The sequence below is a fragment of the Bradyrhizobium sp. ORS 111 genome, from assembly GCF_045571485.1.
Lineage (GTDB): Bacteria > Pseudomonadota > Alphaproteobacteria > Rhizobiales > Xanthobacteraceae > Bradyrhizobium.
Genome location: NZ_CP120701.1, coordinates 4,721,383 through 4,740,196, shown reverse-complemented (window position 1 = coordinate 4,740,196; position 18,814 = coordinate 4,721,383). Strand labels below are relative to the sequence as shown.

Sequence of the window (18,814 nt, the reverse complement as noted above, 5' to 3'; positions counted from 1 at the left end):
GGGGGCTGTGACTTGCTGAGGTTCTGGCGAGCCACCATCAACTCGCGCAACGGGCTGGCCTTCGCGATTCGCTCGGAGCAGGCGATTCGCGAGGAGGTGGTGGCGCTGGCGCTCTCGCTGCCGCTGGCCTGGCTGGTCGGCGCCACGATGATGCGTCGGGTCGAGCTGGTTGCGACCGTGGTGCTGGTGCTGGTCATCGAGCTGCTCAACACCGCGATCGAGAAGCTCGCCGATCGCCTGACCATGGATCACGATCCGCAGATCGGGCGGGTCAAGGACATGGGCTCCGCCGCGGTCGGCGTCGCGCTGGTCATGGCCGGGCTGTTCTGGCTGTTCGCCCTCGCCGAACGCATGGGCGCGTTCTAATCCGGGCAGATTGAAGTTTGGCCTCGAGCAGGACAACTTAAGGATATGAGCGAACAACAGATCAAGATCACCCTGGCGCAACTCAACCCGACGGTGGGTGACGTCACCGCGAACACCGCGAAGGCGCGCACCGCGCGCGAGCGGGCGAAGGCCGACGGCGCCGATCTGGTGGTGCTCTCGGAACTGTTCATCGCCGGCTATCCGCCGGAAGATCTGGTCTTGAAACCGGCGTTCCAGTCGGCCTGCCGGCTTGCGATCGAGGAGCTGGCGCGTGAGACCGCCGATGGCGGGCCGGCGATGCTGATCGGCACGCCCTGGGTCGAGGACGGCAAGCTCTACAATGCCTGCGCGCTGCTCGACGAGGGCCGTATCGCAGCACTGCGCTTCAAGGCCAACCTGCCGAACTACGGCGTGTTCGACGAGAAGCGGCTGTTCGCGCGCGGGCCGGCCTCGGGGCCGATAACGGTGCGCGGCGTGCGGATCGGGGTGCCGATCTGCGAGGACATCTGGCTCGAGGAATCAGAGGAATACGAGAACGTCGTCGAGTGCCTGGCCGAGACCGGCGCCGAAATCCTGATCGTGCCGAACGGTTCGCCCTACGCCCGCGACAAGACCGATCTGCGGCTGTCGATCGTGGTGGCGCGTGTCACCGAGAGCGGGTTGCCGCTGATCTATCTCAACGAGATCGGCGGTCAGGATGAATTGGTCTTTGACGGCGCCTCGTTCGCGCTGAACGCGGACCTCTCGCTCGCGGCGCAGCTTCCGGCGTTCGAGGAGAACATCACGACATTGTCTTGGCGCAAGACGCCGGACGGCTGGCGCTGCAACGGTCCGATCGTCGAGCTTGTCGAGGGCGACAAGGCGGATTACGCGGCCTGCGTGCTCGGCCTGCGCGACTATGTCCGCAAGAACGGTTTTCCGGGCGTGCTGCTCGGCATCTCCGGCGGCATCGATTCCGCGCTGTGCGCCGCGATCGCGGTGGATGCGCTCGGCACCCAGATGGTGCGTGGCGTGATGCTGCCGTTCCGTTACACCGCGCAGGTCTCGCTCGACGATGCCGCCAAGCTCGCGGCCGCGCTCGGCATCCGCTACGAGGTGCTGCCGATTGCCGACGCCGTGAACGGCTTCGAGAAGATCCTGGCGCCGGCGTTCGCCGGCCTGGAGCGCGACATCACCGAGGAGAACCTGCAGGCGCGCGCCCGCGGCACCCTGTTGATGGCGATCTCCAACAAGACCGGCGCCATGGTGGTGACCACCGGCAACAAGTCGGAGATGTCGGTCGGCTACGCCACGCTCTATGGCGACATGAACGGCGGCTTCAACCCGATCAAGGACATCTACAAGACCGAGGTGTTCCGCCTGTCGTCTCTGCGCAATTCGTGGAAGCCGGACGGTGCGCTCGGACCGTCGGGCGAGGTGATCCCGATCAACATCATCACCCGCCCGCCGAGCGCGGAATTGCGCGAGAACCAGACCGACCAGGATTCGCTGCCGCCTTACGACGTGCTGGACGCGATCCTCGAGCGTCTGGTCGAGCGCGAGGAGCCGCTGGCCACCATCATCGCCGCCGGCTTCGACCGCGATGTGGTGACGCGCGTCGACCGCCTGCTCTATATCGCCGAGTACAAGCGCCGGCAGGCGGCGCCGGGCGTCAAGGTCACCGCCAAGAATTTCGGCCGCGACCGCCGCTATCCCATCACCAACCGTTTCCGCGATCCCGGCAAGGTCTGGCCCGCGCCGGACGAGCAGCTCGTGACGCGCACCAGCCGTGCGTCGGCGGAGGCGTTCGAGGGCTGAGTCATTGAGCGTTTTCGAGCGAAGTGGCTACCGGTTCGCGTGAAGAAAACGCGTCAAAACAAGAATCTAGTGCTTCGGCGGAATGAAGGTCGGTCCGACCGTGCGGATCTGACCGTCGCTCGACGGCGCCGCCGGAGCCGTCGCGTCCGCCGCTGCTGGCTGCTGCTGCGCCGCTGCCGGCGCCCCCTTCTTGCCGGACTTCGTCGCCTGCTGCTGGGCGCGCAACTGCATCTTGCGCGCGCTCTCCTCGGTGACGACGATGTCGCCCTGCTGCTCGACACTGGCCCGGTCGTCGATGCCCTTCAGCGCCTCCGCCCAGCTCTGGCCGGCCGCTTTGCAGGAGCAGGAAGGGTTGAACTCGGTGCGGTACTTGAAGGCGTTCGGCAGCGAAGTGTAGGGCTGACCGCTGATCGACACCGCCTGGTTGATGTCCTCGCCGGGATTGCGATAGGCGAACAGGCTCGCTTCAGCAGCAGGGCACTGCGCCTTGCACACGCGCTCGTCGTCGGCGAAGCGCGCCTGCACGGTCGCAAATGAGATCGGGAAATAAGCGCCATCGCAGGTGCGCACGCAGACGGTGCGATAGGTGCCGGACTGCGCGCCGTATTCGGGACCGGGCGGGGGTATTTCCGGGTCCGGGCTGGCGTTGCCGCCGCCACCGAACAGGTTCTCGAGGAAGTTGCCCGGCCCTCGCGCGGCGGCCGCCGCATATTGCGGGCCGCAATTGTTTTGCGCCAGCGCGGTCAGCACCGAGCGGCGCTGGTTCTCGCGGTCGGCGCCGCCGAGCCCGCCGGACCGCAGCCGCTCGAGGTTCGCGGTCATCTGGTCGAGATTGGCGCGCATCTGCTGGATCTGGTTGTTGACCGGACCGCACTGCGCCGAGTTGTTGTTAAACAGCGAGAAGAAGCCGGAGCTGTCGCAGCCCATGCGCCGGGCTTGCGCCGTCACGCGATCAAGCTCGCCCTGCTGCCTGGTTGCCGCGTCCTGATAGCGGCGGATCTGCTCTTCCCTGGCCGGATCACCGCTGCCGCCACCATGGTCGATCGTCGCCAATTGTCCCTCGAGCCGCGCGCACATCGGGTTGGCTTGCGCCTGTTGCGGAGCCGGTCCGGGCGGGCCCGGGTTCACCTGCGCGAAAGCGTCGGAGGCGGGCAGGGCAATGCCGGCAAGAACGGCGCAGGTCAAAAGCCATCGGGAGAAGCGAAGATCGGAGGTCTTGGGCATATCCGGCCATTAGAACGACGCCGCGCGGCGAGCAAACGCCAAGCGCGGCCAAGGCGGGCCTGCAATAGCCTTTTCTCGGGGCAGCGTCACGTCGTTTCCGGGGCACCGATGTGGCAAAAGGCCCGGCCTGACCAGCCGCTTGGCCCGCATTCAGCGCTGGCAGGTGATGGCGACGTAGTCGCCGCAGCTATTCCCGCTGCATTTGTCGCTGGCCGCGCCCGGAATCGCGGCGGTGATCTCGGAGGGCTCGACGCGGCGGTAATTCGTCGCCTGTGCAAAATCGCGTGACTGGCAATAGGCGCGCGCGGCATAGGCGCCGCATTTGTCACCGCGCGCCAGGCACTGGTCAACACCGTAGCCATCAGCCTGGTTGGCGATGATGAAGACACGGCTGTCGGCGAGCGCGGCCGAGGCACTGAGCAGGGACGCGCAGGCGATGAATGCTGAAATGAACCGCATGGTGCACCGGGGAACCGGAGGGACTCCGTTGCGTCACCGGATACGCCCGAATCCTTAATAATGATTAACCATGAAGGGCTTGCAGCGATTTTCGCTGCTGGACAGGTGCAAGCGATCCCAGAACAGGCTCTTGACGGCACAAAGCGGCCATGAGACATGGTGGAACCATGAACGGCCACCTCGCCATCTGCAGCATTTGCCGCGAGATTATTAGCTAGCGATTCGCTGGCTGAGGCCGTCTTTTCTCAATCACCCTGAGATCATTGGACCGCCCGGCCGCAAGGGATGGGTTTTCCATGGAATTGCGACTCTACGATACGCTGACCCGGGAGAAGCGGCTGTTCGTGCCGCTCGATGCCGACAATGTCCGCATGTATGCCTGCGGACCGACGGTCTACGACTTCGCCCATATCGGCAACGGCCGCGCCGCTATTGTCTTCGACGTGCTGTTCCGCGTGCTGCGCCACCGCTATGGCGTGGGTCACGTGACCTATGTCCGCAACATCACCGACGTCGACGACAAGATCAACGTCCGCGCCGCGCGGGACTTTCCCGGCGTGCCCCTGAACGAGGCGATCCGCAAGGTCACCGAGCAGACCTACCAGCAGTACCAGGACGACGTCACGGCGCTCGGCTGCTTGGCCCCGACGGTGCAGCCGCGCGCGACCGAGCACATCCCGGAGATGCGCGCGATCATCGAGAAGCTGGTCGCCGGCGGCTTCGCCTATGTCGCCGAAGACCACGTGCTGTTCTCGCCGCAGGCGATGAATGCGGCGAATTCGGTGCTGCCGCGCTATGGCTCGCTGTCGAAGCGCTCGCTCGACGAGATGATCGCGGGCGCCCGGGTCGACGTCGCGCCCTACAAGCGCGACAACACCGACTTCGTGCTGTGGAAGCCGTCGAAGCCGGGCGAGCCGTCCTGGCCGTCGCCCGCAGGCATCAAGGTCGAGGGCCGGCCCGGCTGGCACATCGAGTGCTCGGCGATGGCCTGGAAGCATCTCGGCGAGAGGTTCGACATTCACGGCGGCGGCATCGACCTGGTGTTCCCGCACCATGAAAACGAGCTGGCGCAAACTTGCTGCGCCTTCCATTCCGACCGCATGGCCAATGTCTGGATGCATAACGGCTTTCTGCAGATCGAGAGCGAGAAGATGTCGAAGTCGCTCGGCAACTTCTTCACGATCCGCGATCTCCTGGCCGATTGGCCGGGCGAGGTGCTGCGGCTCAGCATGCTGAGAACGCATTACCGATCGCCGCTCGACTGGACGCTGAAGAGTGCGGAGGAGGCTGCGAAGACGCTCGACGACTGGTACGCGGTCGCGGCCGACGCCGAGTCCGGCCCGCCGTCGCCGGCGATGATCGAGGCGCTCTATGACGACCTCAACACCGCGCAGGCGATGGCCGTGCTGCACGGTCTGCGCCACGCCGCGTCAACCGACGAGCAGGCCCGCAAGGAGTTCGCCGGTTCGCTTCGGCTGCTTGGCTTCCTGTCGGAGAGCGCGGCCGCATGGAAGAACCGCAAGCAGCAGGCGAGCGGCGTCGACGCCGATGCGGTCGAAGCGTTGATTGCCGAGCGCACCGCGGCCCGTGCGCGGAAGGACTTCAAGGAGTCCGATCGTATCCGTGATCAGCTCGCCGCCATGGGCGTGGCAATCAAGGACGGCAAGGATGCCGAAGGAAAGCCAATGACGACCTGGGAGGTCGCGCGATGAGCCGTTCCACCCCCGCATTGCGTCCGTTCCTGCCGGAAGATGCGCCGATCCTCGCTGCGATCTTTGCGGCGTCGATCACGGACCTCACTGGCGATGACTACAGCGAGGCGCAGCAGGAAGCCTGGGCGCAGGCAGCCGAGGATGAAGCGGCGTTCGGCAAGAAGCTCGCCGGCCAGCTCACGCTGATCGCAACGCTGCAGGGCGCGCCGGTCGGCTTCGCCTCGCTGAAGGGCACCGACCAAATCGACATGCTCTACGTGCATCCAAGCGCGGTGGGGCAGGGGGTCGGCGCGGCGCTGTGCGATGCGCTGGAGAAGATCGCGGGCGCGCGCGGCGCCAAGACCCTGACGGTCGATGCCAGCGACACCGCGCTCGAGTTCTTCCGCAAGCGCGGCTACGTCGCGCAGCAGCGCAATTCGGTGACCATCAATGGCGAATGGCTCGCCAACACCACGATGCAGAAGAAGCTCGACGGTGTTGCGACCCCGGGAGGCCACGCATGAGCCGCGAGCGCCTCTATCTGTTCGACACCACGCTGCGCGATGGCGCGCAAACCAACGGCGTCGACTTCACCCTGCAGGACAAGCAGGTGATCGCCAAAATGCTGGATGAGCTCGGCATCGACTATGTCGAGGGCGGCTATCCCGGTGCCAACCCGACTGACAGCGAGTTCTTCAGCAAGAAGCCCGCCTTCGACCATGCGCGCTTTACCGCGTTCGGCATGACGCGGCGGCCTGGCCGCTCGGCCTCCAACGATCCGGGATTGGCCGGCATCCTCGAGGCCAAGGCGGATGCGATCTGCTTCGTCGCAAAGTCCTCCGCCTACCAGGTCAGGGTCGCGCTCGAGACCACCAACGAGGAGAACCTCGCTTCGATCCGCGACAGCGTCGCCGCGGCCAGGGCGCTTGGCCGCGAGGTGATGGTCGACTGCGAGCACTTCTTCGACGGCTACAAGGAAAACCGAGACTACGCGCTGGCCTGCGCGAAGGCGGCCTACGAGTCCGGCGCGCGCTGGGTGGTGCTGTGCGACACCAATGGCGGTACGATGCCGCACGAGGTCGAGACCATCGTCGGCGATGTCATCCAGCATGTACCGGGGGCCAATCTCGGCATCCACGCCCATAACGACACCGAGCAGGCGGTGGCGAATTCGCTGGCCGCGGTGCGTGCCGGCGCGCGGCAGATCCAGGGTACGCTCAACGGGCTCGGCGAGCGCTGCGGCAACGCCAATCTGTGCTCACTGATCCCCACCTTGCGGTTGAAGCAAGAGTTTGCCGAGAAGTTCGAGATCGGCGTCACAGCGGACAAGATGGCGACGCTCATGAAGGTGTCGCGCACGCTCGACGATATGCTGAACCGGGCGCCAAACCGTCATGCGGCCTACGTCGGCGAGAGCGCCTTCGTCACCAAGACCGGCATCCATGCTTCCGCGGTGCTGAAGGATCCGCACACCTACGAGCACGTGTTGCCGGAATCGGTCGGCAATCACCGCAAGGTGCTGGTGTCGGACCAGGCCGGCCGCTCCAACGTCATGGCCGAGCTCGACCGCGCCGGCATCGCCTACGACAAGAGCGATCCGCGGCTGACGCGACTGGTCGAAGAGTTAAAGGAGCGCGAGGCGGCGGGCTTCGCCTACGAATCCGCCAACGCCTCGTTCGAGCTGCTGGCGCGGCGCACGCTTGGCAAGGTGCCGGAATATTTCAAGGTCGAGCAGTTCGACGTCAACGTCGAGCAGCGCTACAACGCCAACGGCCAGCGCGTCACGGTGGCGCTCGCCGTGGTGAAAGTCGACGTCGACGGCGAACGGCTGATCTCGGCCGCCGAAGGCAACGGCCCGGTCAACGCACTCGACGTCGCGCTGCGCAAGGACCTCGGCAAGTACCAGAAGTACATCGACGGCCTGAAGCTGATTGACTATCGGGTGCGTATCCTCAATGGCGGCTCCGAGGCGGTTACCCGCGTCCTCATCGAGAGCGAGGACGAGAACGGCGACAACTGGACGACGGTCGGCGTTTCGCCGAATATCATCGATGCCTCTTTTCAGGCACTGATGGATTCGCTGGTCTACAAGCTGGTGAAGTCGGGCGCACCGACGTGAGGCCGATGCGCGCCAGCCGTCATTGTGAGCGAAGCGAAGCAATCCATCCCTGCGCACACGCTGTGGCATGGATTGCTTCGTCGCTTCGCTCCTCGCAATGACGGGAGGGAGGGATTCATGATCGATCACATCTCCGTCGGCGTTCGCGATCTCGAACGCGCAGCGCGGTTCTATGAGCCGACGCTCGCCGCGCTCGGTTTGGCTCGTCTGGTCACCCGGCCGGCGACGATCGGATTCGGCAAGGCCTATCCGGAATTCTGGATCAATCTGCGCGCCGGAATGCCGCCGGTGCCGCACGAGAGCGGCACGCACATCTGCCTGCGCGCGAAGACGGCCGCCGATGTCGATGCATTCCACGCCGCCGCGGTTGCGGCTGGCGGCCGTTCCGACGGAGCGCCGGGCCTGCGCCCGCATGATCGCGTCCGCTACTACGCAGCATTCGTGCTCGATCCCGACGGCAATCGTATCGAGGCCGTGACCTTTCCGAGCGAGTAGAGCTCCCGCACTCCCACATGTCATGAAGTTGCTCGACCCGTCGTCCTGAGGTGCTCGCGAAGCGAGCCTCGAAGGGCGGACGGCCAAAGCGGGGCCGTCTTGCTTCGAGACGCGCTACGCGCTCCTCAGCATGACGGGGAGAGAGTGGTGGCCGCGGCTCTGAACGTTCAAAGCCGCCGCGCGACGTCGGGTGCGAGCTCCTTGGCGCTTTCCGGCGTCCGCGCCAGCGCCGTGCGCAACCGCGGCAGGATGTCCTCGACGCGGTCGGCCATCAGGACGTTGACGTCGAGCGAGGCGCGGATGAAGCCGGTCGCGCGCATGTGGTTCAACAGCGAGAGCAGGGGCACCCAGAAATTGTCGACATTGGCGAGCAGCACCGGCTTGGAGTGACGGCCGAGCTGCTGCCAGGTCAATTGCTCGACCAATTCCTCCAGCGTGCCGACGCCGCCAGGCAGAGCGACGAACGCATCCGAGCGCTCGAACATCAGGCGCTTGCGCTCATGCATGTCGGGCGTAACGATCATTTCCTGAACCGATGTCAGCGCGTTCTCGCGCGCCCGCAAGAATTCCGGAATAATGCCGGTGACGGAGCCACCGTGTTGAAGCGTGGATTTGGCAACCGCGCCCATCAGACCGATCGATCCGCCGCCATAGACCAGGCGGACGTTGTTCTCGGCAAAGGTCTTGCCGAGCGCAACGGCAGCTTCAACGAAGCGGGGATTGGTACCGGGGCCGGAGCCGCAATAGACACAGACAGTCTTGATTTGGTTCATGCGATCCTTGTGGCACTGCAGCGTAAAAAGGGTCAAGTATAGCATATGGGGATTGAGAGCGAAAAAATCCCGTAAATTCCCGCGAATCGCGAAAGATTTTCGCCACAAGTCTGTACGCGGCAATCAAACGGTCTATATGACGGCGAGAATGTCAAACCGTGGAAAAGATGTGACGGCAAGTGGGCGCGCCGCCCCGGCCCGGGCGGGCTCCTGATGGCGCCCCCGGACTCGCATGCGCCGGCCGTCGAGCCGCCCGCAGCCGCGACGCAGACGGCCGAAAAGGCGACGCTGATCGGCACGCTCGTTCATCTTTGGCCGTACATCTGGCCGGGCGATCGCGCCGATTTGAAGATGCGCGTGGTGTGGTCGGTGGTGCTGCTGCTGTTCGCGAAGCTCGCGACGCTGTCGGTGCCGTTCACCTTCAAATGGGCGGTCGATGCGCTGAACGGTGCCGGCTCGGCGCCGGTCGCTCCCTCCAACTGGATGATGTGGCTGATCGCCTCGCCGCTCTTGATGACGATCGGCTACGGCGCGGTGCGCGTCATCATGGCGGTGCTGACGCAGTGGCGCGACGGCATCTTCGCGCGCGTCGCCATGCACGCGGTGCGGCGGCTCGCCTACATCACCTTCGTGCACATGCACGAGCTGTCGCTGCGCTTCCATCTCGAGCGCAAGACCGGTGGACTGACGCGCGTGCTCGAGCGCGGCCGCACCGGCATCGAGACCATCGTGCGGATGGTGATCCTGCAATTGATCCCGACCATCGTCGAGGTCGCCCTGCTCGCGGCGGTGCTGCTCTGGCAGTTCGACTGGCGCTACGTGCTGGCGGTGCTGCTCACCGTCGTCGTGTTCATGTATTTTACCTACATCGCGACGGAATGGCGGATCGAGATCCGCCGCAAGATGAACGATTCCGACACCGAGGCGAACACCAAGGCGATCGACTCGCTGCTCAACTATGAGACGGTGAAGTATTTCGGCGCCGAGGAGCGCGAGGCGAAGCGCTACGACCGCTCGATGGAGCGTTACGAGCAGGCCAGCGTGAAGACCTATACCTCGCTCGCGGTGCTCAACACCGGGCAGGCGGTCATCTTCACCGTGGGTCTCACCGCGACGATGCTGATGTGCGCGTTCGGCATCCGCAATGGCACCCATACCGTCGGCGATTTCGTGCTGATCAACTCCATGATGATCCAGCTCTACCAGCCGCTCAATTTCATGGGCATGGTGTATCGCGAGATCAAGCAGGCGATCATCGACATCGAGAAGATGTTCGATGTGCTGGCGCGCAATCCGGAAGTGAAGGATACGGTGGACGCCAGGCCGCTCGCGGTGTCGTCCGGCAGCGTGCGCTTCGAGGACGTCCGCTTCGCCTACGAGGCTGACCGGCCGATCCTCAAAGGGCTCAGCTTCGAGGTGCCGGCCGGAAAGACGGTCGCGATCGTCGGTCCGTCCGGGGCCGGCAAGTCGACCATCTCGCGGCTGCTGTTTCGACTCTACGACGTCTCGCGCGGCCGAATCCTGATTGACGGCCAGGACATCAAATCGGTGACGCAGACGTCGCTCAGATCGGCGATCGGCATGGTGCCGCAGGACACCGTGCTGTTCAACGACACCATCCGCTACAACATCCGCTACGGCCGCTGGGACGCCAGCGACACCGAAGTTGAGGAGGCGGCGCGGCTGGCTCAGATCGATCATTTCATCCGGATGTCGCCGAAGGGCTATGAGACGCAAGTCGGCGAGCGCGGGCTGAAACTCTCCGGCGGCGAAAAGCAGCGGGTCGCGATCGCGCGCACGGTGCTGAAGGCGCCGCCGATCCTGGTGCTGGACGAGGCGACCTCCGCGCTCGACAGCCATACCGAGGCCGAGATCCAGGACGCGTTGGAGCGCGTCTCACGCAACCGCACCTCGCTGGTGATCGCCCACCGCCTGTCGACCATCGTCGGTGCCGACGAGATCATCGTGCTGGATCAGGGCCGGATTGCCGAGCGCGGTACTCACGCGCGGCTACTGGCCGCCGGCGGGCTGTATGCCGGCATGTGGAACCGGCAGCGCGAGGCCGAGGAGGCCCGCGAGCGGCTTGCGCAGATCGATGACGATAGCGAGACGCCCAATCGCCTGCCGCCCTCAGTCGCCGAGCCGGCCCAGGATTCCGCCCCTGTGGCGGTCGAGAAACCCTTGCCGACCGCCGCGGAATAGAGGAAGTAGGGCGCCGATCTCCCGCCGAAGGGGCGGGGAACCCAGCGAGTCCTGATGTCCATCGCCAATTCCATCCGTGCGCAGATCCCGCCGATCCACCCGGAGGGCTATCCCTTCATCGGTGGCTTCGCGCTCGCAAGTCTGATCCTGTTCTGGATCTGGACCCCGCTGGGGTGGATCGGGACGCTGCTCACCATCTGGTGCGCGCTGTTCTTCCGCGATCCGGTGCGCGTGACGCCGGTGCGCGACGGCATCGTGGTGTCGCCGGCCGATGGTCGCGTCTCCATGGTGGGCCAGGCACTGCCGCCGGCCGAACTCGGTCTCGGCGACAAGCCGCTGCCGCGGGTCTCGGTCTTCATGAGCGTGTTCAACTGCCACGTGAACCGCAGCCCGGTGGCCGGCCGCGTCGACCGCATCGCCTATCGGCCGGGCGCCTTCATCAATGCCGAACTCGACAAGGCGAGCGAGGACAATGAGCGCAATTCGCTGGTGATCTCGACGCCGAACGGCCGGATCGGCGTGATCCAGATCGCCGGGCTGGTGGCGCGGCGCATCGTCTGCTTCGTCAAGGAAGGGCAGTCGATCGGCGCCGGCGAGCGCTTCGGCCTGATCCGCTTCGGTTCGCGGCTCGACGTCTATCTGCCCGAGGGCACCAGGGCGCTGGTCTCGGAAGGGCAGACCGCGATCGCCGGCGAGACGATTTTGGCGGATTTCCGCGGCGCCGATGCCGGCCGGACGTTCCGCGCCGATTAACGCTGCTTTTGCCAGCCCAATCAGCCGGTTCCTGCCATTGGCGGAGCGGGCGCGTGCTTGCTATATTCGTAAGCCATGATGCCATTCGACCCAGACTCTCCCGAGTTTCGCCGCCGGCGGTTCCGCCCGATCCCGGTGCGGATGCTCGTGCCGAACATGATCACGCTGCTGGCGATCTGTGCTGGCCTGACGGCGATCCGCCTCTCGACGGAAGGACGGATGGAGCTTGCGGTCGCCGCGATCGTGTTCGCCGCGATCCTCGACGGCATCGACGGCCGGGTCGCGCGCATGATCAAGGGGCAGTCGAAATTTGGCGCCGAGCTCGACAGCCTCGCTGACTTCGTCAATTTCGGCGTCGCGCCCGGCCTGATCCTCTACTTCTGGCAGTTGCATGAGTTGAACAATGGCGGCTGGATCGCAGCGATGGTGTTTGCGATCTCCGGCGGCTTGCGGCTGGCGCGCTTCAATGCCTCGATCGACGATCCGAACAAGCCGGCCTTTGCCGCCAATTACTTCACCGGCGTGCCGGCGCCGGCTGGCGCGATCACCGTGCTGCTGCCGATCTATCTCGCCTTCCTTGGCGTGCCGATGCCGCCGGCGACGCTGACCGCGTTCTATACGCTGCTGGTCGCGTTCCTGATGGTGTCGCGGCTACCGGTATTCTCTGGCAAGACGGTGAAGATGCGGGTGCCGCCGGAAATGGTGCTGCCGGTGTTCGTCGCAGTGGTGTTCTTCGTCGCGCTCTTGATCGGCTATCCCTGGCACATCCTGTCGGCGGGCTCGGTGCTCTATCTGATCAGCCTGCCGTGGGGCTGGAAGTCGTATCGCGACCAGGAGCGCAAGCTTGCCGCGCAGACCCAGGGAGCGAGCGCACCGGCGCCGACAGCGGCACCGGCCTATGCGCCGCCGGCCGCCAGCAACGACCAGGACAATCGTCCGGCAAGGTTGAACTGAGGCGGGCCGCAGGTCTGAAAGCCCAAGCCCTATCCACGTCATTGCGACCCGGTGGCGGGCCATGACGACTGAGAGAGAATGTGCATCCGCATGCTCGCGACATGATTTGTCGAGCTTTGCATCTCGTTCCGCCCTCTAGGAAGAATCCGCCCTCTAGGAAGAAGTGGGTGAGTGCCAGATCAAGTTTGGTCCAGTGCATCTAGGCGACTTCAAGCCGGTCCGAACTCGCAATGACGGAGAACGCCGGTTCGCATCTCCCAAATATCAGCCATGAGCGTTGCCTTGGTTGGGTTCGTGCTCGATCTCGGCTATAGCCTGAGGTCGGCCGATGCCAAATAATCAGGAGAGAAACGCCGTGACGACATCCGCTTCCGCCCCGCTTCCAGCCTCCGTCCTCGAAGCGTTGGCGCGCTACGACACGCCGACGATCTGCAACGCGATGGAGATCGTGGCGCCGGAGCGCCGTCTGATCGGCTACACCGTGAAGCCGCTGGTTTGCCCGTTTCCGACCCTGCCGCCGATCGTCGGCTACGCGCGCACCGCGACGATTCGCTCGGTGCTGAAATCCGGCCTTTCGGCCGAGGAGCAGTCGAAGCGCCGCATCGAATATTACGAATATGTCGGCACCGGCGCCGGGCCGCGTATTTCGGTGATTCAGGACATCGACGGGCCCGACGTCGGCTACGGCGCGTTCTGGGGCGAGGTGCAGAGCAACGTGCACAAGGCGCTGGGCTGCCTCGGCGTCGTCACCGACGGCTCGATCCGCGACACCCCGCAATGGGCGCCGGGCTTCCAGGCACTGGCCGGCTCGATCGGCCCGTCGCATGCATGGGTGCATGCGGAGAGCTTCGGCGGCGAAGTCCGCGTCGCCGGGATGACGGTGCGCTCCAACGACCTGATCCACGCCGACAGCCACGGCGCTGTCGTGATCCCCTACGAGGTCGCGGCCAAGCTGCCCGAAGCCGCCGAGCTGTGTGGCCGCCGCGAGGCGCCGATCCTGGAGATCGCGCGCTCCAAGGATTTCACGCTCGAGAAGCTGAAGGACGCCCTGAAGCGCTCGGCGGAAATCCACTGACGCCATATAGCTTGATCGGCGCCGCGACGGATGCTCACCTCTCCCTTGGGAGAGGTCGGCGCGTAGCGCCGGGTGAGGGGTTACAATCCCTCGTGAAAGCCGCTGGCCCTCACCCGATTTGCTGCGCAAATCGACCTCTCCCCGTCGGGGAGAGGTGAAGGCGTTTCGCGGCACGGCCAATACTCTGTCGCTCTACATTCCACGTCAGGCCGGCGCGATCCGGGCGACATCGGAGACGCCGCGAACGATCATGTCGATCGCGACATAGAGGATCACCAGCAGGCCGACATAGGCGATCCAGCGGTGGGTTTGCAGCAGCCGCGCGATGAACGAGGCGGCCGCCCCCATCAGCGCGATCGAGAGCATCAGTCCGAACACCAGTACGATCGGCTGCTCGCGCGCGGCACCTGCGACCGCCAGCACGTTGTCGAGCGACATCGAGACGTCGGCGACGATGATCTGGGTGGTGGCCTGAAGCAGCGTCTTGCGCGGCACCTTCGCGCCGTCAGCGCCGTGCCCCGTCGTTTCGCCGGCTGCGGACGCGCGCAGCTCGCGCCACATCTTCCAGCATACCCACAGCAGCAGGATGCCGCCCGCCAGCAACAGACCGACGATCTGCATGAGCTGCGTCGTAGCGATGGCGAACAGGATGCGCAGCAGTGTCGCGGCGCCGATGCCGATCAGGATCGCCTTGGTGCGTTGCCGCTCGGGCAGACCGGCGGCGGCCAGGCCGATGACGACGGCGTTGTCGCCGGCCAGCACGAGGTCGATCAGGATGACCTGCAACAACGCGCTGAAAGTTTCGACTGTGAGAAGTTCGGACATGGGTCATGCTCCCCTTGAGGTCGGAGAGTGGACCGGGTTCGACGGTGGTTGTTGCCGTCGTGCGACGACAAAATCCACCACGACGCAAATTCGCGTCGCGGGTCGAAGCAGGGCCACTCCAAATGTTCCAGTCCGACATCGCAGCTTGCGGCTGCCAGAGGGGCCCGGCCTGGGATTTACGGTCGCGACGCCGGACGCAGCGCGGCCTGTTCCTCGAAGAACAGCGCCGCCTGATCCGGCTCGCCGAGGATCGCCGCGGCACATCCCATCAGGGTGAACGCACCGGCAAGATCCCACAGGTTCAAGTGCGCCGAAGTGGTTCGCACGCGGATGGCGTACGCCACGACCGCGGCGATTGCGGCCTGCGCGAACAGCAGGATGCTGAGCACGGGCAGGACCAGCCCCGGCTCAAGCAGCCGGAGCGCCACGATCGCCGGCAGTGCGGTCAGCACGCCGAACAGGACCAGCATGCCGAATGGCTCCGGTGATGGAGCGTTCCGCATGATCCTGTCTGTAGACGATCGGAACATCCTGTGCCCGTTCGCGCCTGCCTGGCCGCAATCGCCCGCCTTGGCTTCGTCGACTTATGCGGAGGATACCAGAACCGCTTGATGTCGAGACGCGGCGTGGCGCCGCAGGAGCGGGCGTTCCGTGCGGCGACGCGCCGCGCGACCGACTGCATGGGCAATGACCCGGGGTGGAGACGATCACGACGATCCTAAGGTGCCTGACTATATCGTTGCACCTATAAAGCCGTTCTGGCGTCAGGTCTCACGCCATGGCAAAGTCGATATCGCCGACTATCTTTGATGCTGGTGCACGGACGACAAAAGGACGACGGCGATGAAGATGGAAGGCAAGACGGTGCTGATCACCGGGTCCACCGATGGCGTCGGTCGCTATGTGGCGATGAAGCTCGCCACCGCCGGCGCCCGCGTCCTGATCCATGGCCGTGACACGCAGCGGGCACAGACGCTCGCCGACGAAATCAAGCGGGTCAGCGGCCGCGAGCCGATGTTCTACCAGGCCGATCTCTCCTCGCTTGCTGATGTCCGCGAGTTCGCCCAATTGGTGTTGGACGATCAGGAGCGGCTCGACGTTTTCGTCAGCAACGCCGGCATCGGCTCGCAGAATGAAGGGCCGGCGCGACAGACCAGCAAGGACGGGCACGAGCTGCGCTTCGCCGTGAACTATCTCGCCGGATTCTTGCTCACGCATCTGCTGCTGCCGCGGCTGAAGGCGAGCGCCCCGGCGCGCATTGTGCAAGTCGCTTCGCTCGGCCAGCATCCGATCGATTTCGATGACGTGATGATCACGAGGAACTACAGCGGCGGCCGCGCCTACGCGCAGAGCAAGCTGTCACAGATCATGTTCACGATCGACCTCGCGGCCGAGTTGCAGGGCAGTGGCGTCACCGTGAACGCGCTGCATCCGGCGACCTACATGAATACCACGATGGTCCGCGCCAGCGGCACCACGCCGATGTCGACCGTGGAGCAGGGCGGCGACGCCATCCTGCATCTGGTCCATGGCGACGACGTCGCCGACCGAAGCGGGTTGTTCTTCGATGGCATGCGCGAGGCCCGCGCCCACGCGCAAGCCTACGATGCCGAAGCGCGCGGCAAGTTGCGAGCGCTAAGCCTAAAGCTGGCCGGATTGTCGGGTTGACCGCGTAGGGTGGGTTAGCCGAAGGCGTAACCCACCATCTTGGCTGCGCGAAATGGTGGGTTACGCATCGTTAACCCACGCTGCGGTCTGTCGCAGCGCCATGCAGCGCGGTCAGCTCACGCGCCGGTCGCGGTTCTCCCAGTACGGCCGGCGCAACTCGCGCTTCAGGATCTTGCCGGCGCCGGAGAGCGGCAGCGGTGTCGAGGTGATGTCGACGCTGCGCGGACACTTGTAGCCGGCGATCAGCGCCTTGCAGTGCTCCATCAGCTCCTCCGGCGTGGCGCTGGCGCCGCTCTTCATCACGACGACGGCATGGACCTGCTCACCCCAGCGCTCGCTCGGGATGCCGATCACGGCGCATTGCGCCACCGCCGGATGCTGCGCCAGCGCGTTCTCGACCTCGGCCGAATAGACGTTCTCGCCGCCGGAGATGATCATGTCCTTGACGCGGTCGACGACATAGACGAAGCCGTCCTCGTCCATGTAGCCGCCGTCGCCGGTATGCATCCAGCCGTCGATCACCGCGCGCGGTCTCCTCCGGCCGTTCCCAATAGCCCATCATCACGACGTCGCCGCGCACCGCAATCTCGCCGACGGTGCCCGCCGGCACGATCTTGTCGTTCGCGTCGACGATCTTCACCTCGCAGCCGAGCGTGGCGCGGCCGGCGGCGCGATGCCGGCCCTTGGCGCGGCCTTCGCCGATATGCTCCTTCCAGTGCAGCAGCGTTGCGATCGGCGACAGCTCGGTCATGCCGTAAGCCTGGGTGAACTCGACATGCGGCAGCGCCTTCATCGCGCGCGTCAGCACGGCATCGCTGATCGGCGAGGCGCCGTACGAGATTCGTCGCAGCGATGACAGGTCGTAATCGCCGAGGGTCGGATGATCGACGAACATCTGGATCATGGTCGGCACCAGCAAGACGTCGGTGACGCGATCCTTCTGCATGGCGGCTGCGACGCCATCGGGCGTAAAGCCCTGGATCACGACATTGGAGCCACCGGACAGCAGCACCGAATACATCGCCGCACCATTGGCGAGGTGGAACATCGGTGCGGCGTGCAGGTACACCGAGGTGCCCGGCCACAGGCCTTCGCCGAGCGCGTTCAGCGCATTGGCCATCAGGTTGCCGTGGCTCAGCATCACGCCCTTGGAGCGCCCGGTGGTGCCGCCGGTGTAGAAGATGCCGGCGAGGTCGCCGGCGCCGCGCATCGCGTCCGGGATCGGCTGGTGGCGCGCAATGAGCGTCTCGTAGTTCTCCATGCCGTGAGGCGCCGCGCCATCGTCGGCATAGACCAGCTTGAGCCCCGGGAGGGCCTTGGCCAGCGCGGCGCCGACCAGCGCAAACGCCTTGTCGACGAACAGGAGCCCGGCGCGGCAGTCGCGCAGCGCGTCCTCGTTCTCCAGCGGAGACCAACGGATGTTGAGCGGCACGATCACCGCGCCGGCCCAGCCGACGGCGAGATAGAGCTCGAGATAGCGGTCGGAATTCAGCGACAGGATCGCGACGCGATCGCCGTTCCGGGCGCCGAGGGCGCGAATGCCGGCGGCGAGGCGGGCGACGCGGTCGCCGACCTCGCGCCAGTTGCGGCGCTGTTCACCGCAGACGACCGCGAGTCCGTTTGGATTGACCTGCAGCGCGCGCCGCAGTCCGTGCGTGATGTTCACTCCTGTCCTCCCTTGCTGCGTTTCCCGTGCGAGGCGGTTTGTCCGCCTTCTTGCCCGTTGTCGTCGCGACGATCCCTTCGGTCAGGCGGATCGCGAATTCCTCGGCGACCGCCTTGCCGGTCATCGGGCCGCCGGGCTGAAACCAGTGACCGATCCAGTTCAACGAGCCCGCGATCGCGAAGGCCGAGAGCTTCGGATCGCACGACCTGATTGAGCCGTCGTCGATACCCTCGGCGATATAGCTGCGGAAGGCGCGGTCGATCCGCCGCTTCGCCGTCTGCACGATCTTGCGATTGTCCTCGTTCAGATCGCGGAGGTCGAAGCGGACCAGGCTCTTGCCGTAGTCGGTGGTCATCAGCTCGGCGTAGCGGACGGTCAGCTTGCGCAGCTTGTCGAGGCCGCTGCCGCCGCCGGCCGAAGTCTCGGCGATGCAATCGTCGACCAGCTCGTTGCCGAGCGACCAGCACTCGAACAGGATCTCGTCCTTGCTGCGGAAGTAATTGTAGAGTGCCGGCTTGGTGATGTGGAGGCGCTTGGCGACATCGTTCAGCGTGGCGCGGTGATAGCCCTGTTCCAGGAACAGCGCGACGGCGGTGCGCAACACTGCTTCGCGTTTCTCGTCGCGGGCGCGACGCCGGCTTTCGAACGGCAGCCAGGGCGACGGGGAGTTGGAGGAGGGAGCGCGGGCGTCCATGGCGTGCGGTGCGTGTCGCATTGACTCCAAGAAATGTGTCATATATTACCCAC

Annotated in this window: 17 protein-coding genes and 1 pseudogene; 11 read left to right on the top strand and 7 right to left on the bottom strand. The window is 65.4% G+C overall.

Annotated features, from left to right (window positions below; all coding sequences use genetic code 11):
• Positions 1 to 12 precede the first annotated feature (12 nt).
• Together P6U30_RS22200 and P6U30_RS22195 are read left to right on the top strand one after the other, a co-directional pair.
• Positions 13 to 366, top strand: a complete 354-nt coding sequence (locus P6U30_RS22200) for a diacylglycerol kinase (protein ID WP_407146931.1) — start codon at positions 13 to 15, stop codon at positions 364 to 366.
• A gap of 45 nt (positions 367 to 411) precedes the next feature.
• A complete protein-coding gene (locus P6U30_RS22195) occupies positions 412 to 2,163 on the top strand; it encodes an NAD+ synthase (protein ID WP_407165041.1) in 1,752 nt (583 codons plus the stop codon).
• 66 nt (positions 2,164 to 2,229) lie between these two features.
• On the opposite strand, the gene P6U30_RS22190 is transcribed toward P6U30_RS22195, so the two are convergent.
• A complete protein-coding gene (locus P6U30_RS22190) occupies positions 2,230 to 3,387 on the bottom strand; it encodes a DUF2865 domain-containing protein (RefSeq protein WP_407165040.1) in 1,158 nt (385 codons plus the stop codon).
• A 150-nt stretch (positions 3,388 to 3,537) separates the two neighbouring features.
• On the bottom strand, positions 3,538 to 3,846 hold the full coding sequence (locus P6U30_RS22185) for a hypothetical protein (protein ID WP_407165039.1): 309 nt from the start codon (positions 3,844 to 3,846) through the stop codon (positions 3,538 to 3,540).
• Positions 3,847 to 4,142: 296 nt separating this feature from the next.
• On the opposite strand from P6U30_RS22185, the gene cysS reads away from it, so the two are divergent.
• The 4 genes from cysS (at position 4,143) to P6U30_RS22165 (ending at position 8,151) form a co-directional block, all read left to right on the top strand.
• On the top strand, positions 4,143 to 5,558 hold the full coding sequence (gene cysS / locus P6U30_RS22180; protein WP_407165038.1) for a cysteine--tRNA ligase: 1,416 nt from the start codon (positions 4,143 to 4,145) through the stop codon (positions 5,556 to 5,558).
• Positions 5,555 to 6,061 carry a GNAT family N-acetyltransferase gene (locus P6U30_RS22175; RefSeq protein ID WP_407165037.1) on the top strand — a complete coding sequence of 169 codons (507 nt, stop codon included), beginning with the start codon at positions 5,555 to 5,557 and terminating at the stop codon, positions 6,059 to 6,061. The genes cysS and P6U30_RS22175 overlap by 4 nt, the downstream gene beginning before the upstream one ends.
• On the top strand, positions 6,058 to 7,656 hold the full coding sequence (cimA, locus tag P6U30_RS22170) for a citramalate synthase (protein ID WP_407165036.1): 1,599 nt from the start codon (positions 6,058 to 6,060) through the stop codon (positions 7,654 to 7,656). The genes P6U30_RS22175 and cimA overlap by 4 nt, the downstream gene beginning before the upstream one ends.
• Before the next feature lie 117 nt (positions 7,657 to 7,773).
• The gene (locus tag P6U30_RS22165; protein ID WP_407165035.1) at positions 7,774 to 8,151 is read left to right on the top strand and encodes a VOC family protein; all 378 of its coding nucleotides are present in this window, start codon (positions 7,774 to 7,776) and stop codon (positions 8,149 to 8,151) included.
• A gap of 167 nt (positions 8,152 to 8,318) precedes the next feature.
• Here the strand turns inward: P6U30_RS22165 and P6U30_RS22160 are convergent, their stop codons facing one another.
• Complete coding sequence (locus P6U30_RS22160; RefSeq protein ID WP_407165034.1) at positions 8,319 to 8,924, bottom strand: TIGR00730 family Rossman fold protein; 606 nt, start codon at positions 8,922 to 8,924, stop codon at positions 8,319 to 8,321.
• A gap of 213 nt (positions 8,925 to 9,137) precedes the next feature.
• Here P6U30_RS22160 and P6U30_RS22155 point away from each other — a divergent pair, with 213 nt between their 5' ends.
• The 4 genes from P6U30_RS22155 to P6U30_RS22140 all read left to right on the top strand — a co-directional run bounded on the left by P6U30_RS22155 (position 9,138) and on the right by P6U30_RS22140 (position 13,908).
• Complete coding sequence (locus P6U30_RS22155) at positions 9,138 to 11,126, top strand: ABCB family ABC transporter ATP-binding protein/permease (protein ID WP_407165033.1); 1,989 nt, start codon at positions 9,138 to 9,140, stop codon at positions 11,124 to 11,126.
• 54 nt (positions 11,127 to 11,180) lie between these two features.
• Positions 11,181 to 11,879: a phosphatidylserine decarboxylase gene (locus P6U30_RS22150; protein WP_407146921.1), complete on the top strand. Its 699-nt coding sequence runs from the start codon at positions 11,181 to 11,183 to the stop codon at positions 11,877 to 11,879.
• A 78-nt stretch (positions 11,880 to 11,957) separates the two neighbouring features.
• Positions 11,958 to 12,833, top strand: coding sequence for a CDP-diacylglycerol--serine O-phosphatidyltransferase (gene pssA / locus P6U30_RS22145; protein WP_407165032.1), 876 nt, complete (start codon positions 11,958 to 11,960; stop codon positions 12,831 to 12,833).
• A gap of 328 nt (positions 12,834 to 13,161) precedes the next feature.
• Entirely contained in the window at positions 13,162 to 13,908 is a 747-nt protein-coding gene (locus tag P6U30_RS22140; RefSeq protein WP_407165031.1) for an RraA family protein, read from the top strand.
• A gap of 204 nt (positions 13,909 to 14,112) precedes the next feature.
• Here the strand turns inward: P6U30_RS22140 and P6U30_RS22135 are convergent, their stop codons facing one another.
• Positions 14,113 to 14,733, bottom strand: a complete 621-nt coding sequence (locus P6U30_RS22135) for a TerC family protein (RefSeq protein WP_407165030.1) — start codon at positions 14,731 to 14,733, stop codon at positions 14,113 to 14,115.
• Positions 14,734 to 14,909: 176 nt separating this feature from the next.
• The gene (locus tag P6U30_RS22130; RefSeq protein WP_407146917.1) at positions 14,910 to 15,203 is read right to left on the bottom strand and encodes a hypothetical protein; all 294 of its coding nucleotides are present in this window, start codon (positions 15,201 to 15,203) and stop codon (positions 14,910 to 14,912) included.
• A 373-nt stretch (positions 15,204 to 15,576) separates the two neighbouring features.
• Here P6U30_RS22130 and P6U30_RS22125 point away from each other — a divergent pair, with 373 nt between their 5' ends.
• The gene (locus tag P6U30_RS22125; protein WP_407165029.1) at positions 15,577 to 16,401 is read left to right on the top strand and encodes an SDR family NAD(P)-dependent oxidoreductase; all 825 of its coding nucleotides are present in this window, start codon (positions 15,577 to 15,579) and stop codon (positions 16,399 to 16,401) included.
• Between the two features lie 111 nt (positions 16,402 to 16,512).
• On the opposite strand, the pseudogene P6U30_RS22120 reads toward P6U30_RS22125, so the two are convergent.
• Together P6U30_RS22120 and P6U30_RS22115 are read right to left on the bottom strand one after the other, a co-directional pair.
• Positions 16,513 to 18,067: pseudogene (locus P6U30_RS22120) on the bottom strand (acyl-CoA synthetase).
• Positions 17,997 to 18,782 carry a TetR/AcrR family transcriptional regulator gene (locus P6U30_RS22115; protein ID WP_407165028.1) on the bottom strand — a complete coding sequence of 262 codons (786 nt, stop codon included), beginning with the start codon at positions 18,780 to 18,782 and terminating at the stop codon, positions 17,997 to 17,999. Before P6U30_RS22115 ends, P6U30_RS22120 begins: the two are co-directional and overlap by 71 nt.
• Between the last annotated feature and the right edge of the window lie 32 nt (positions 18,783 to 18,814).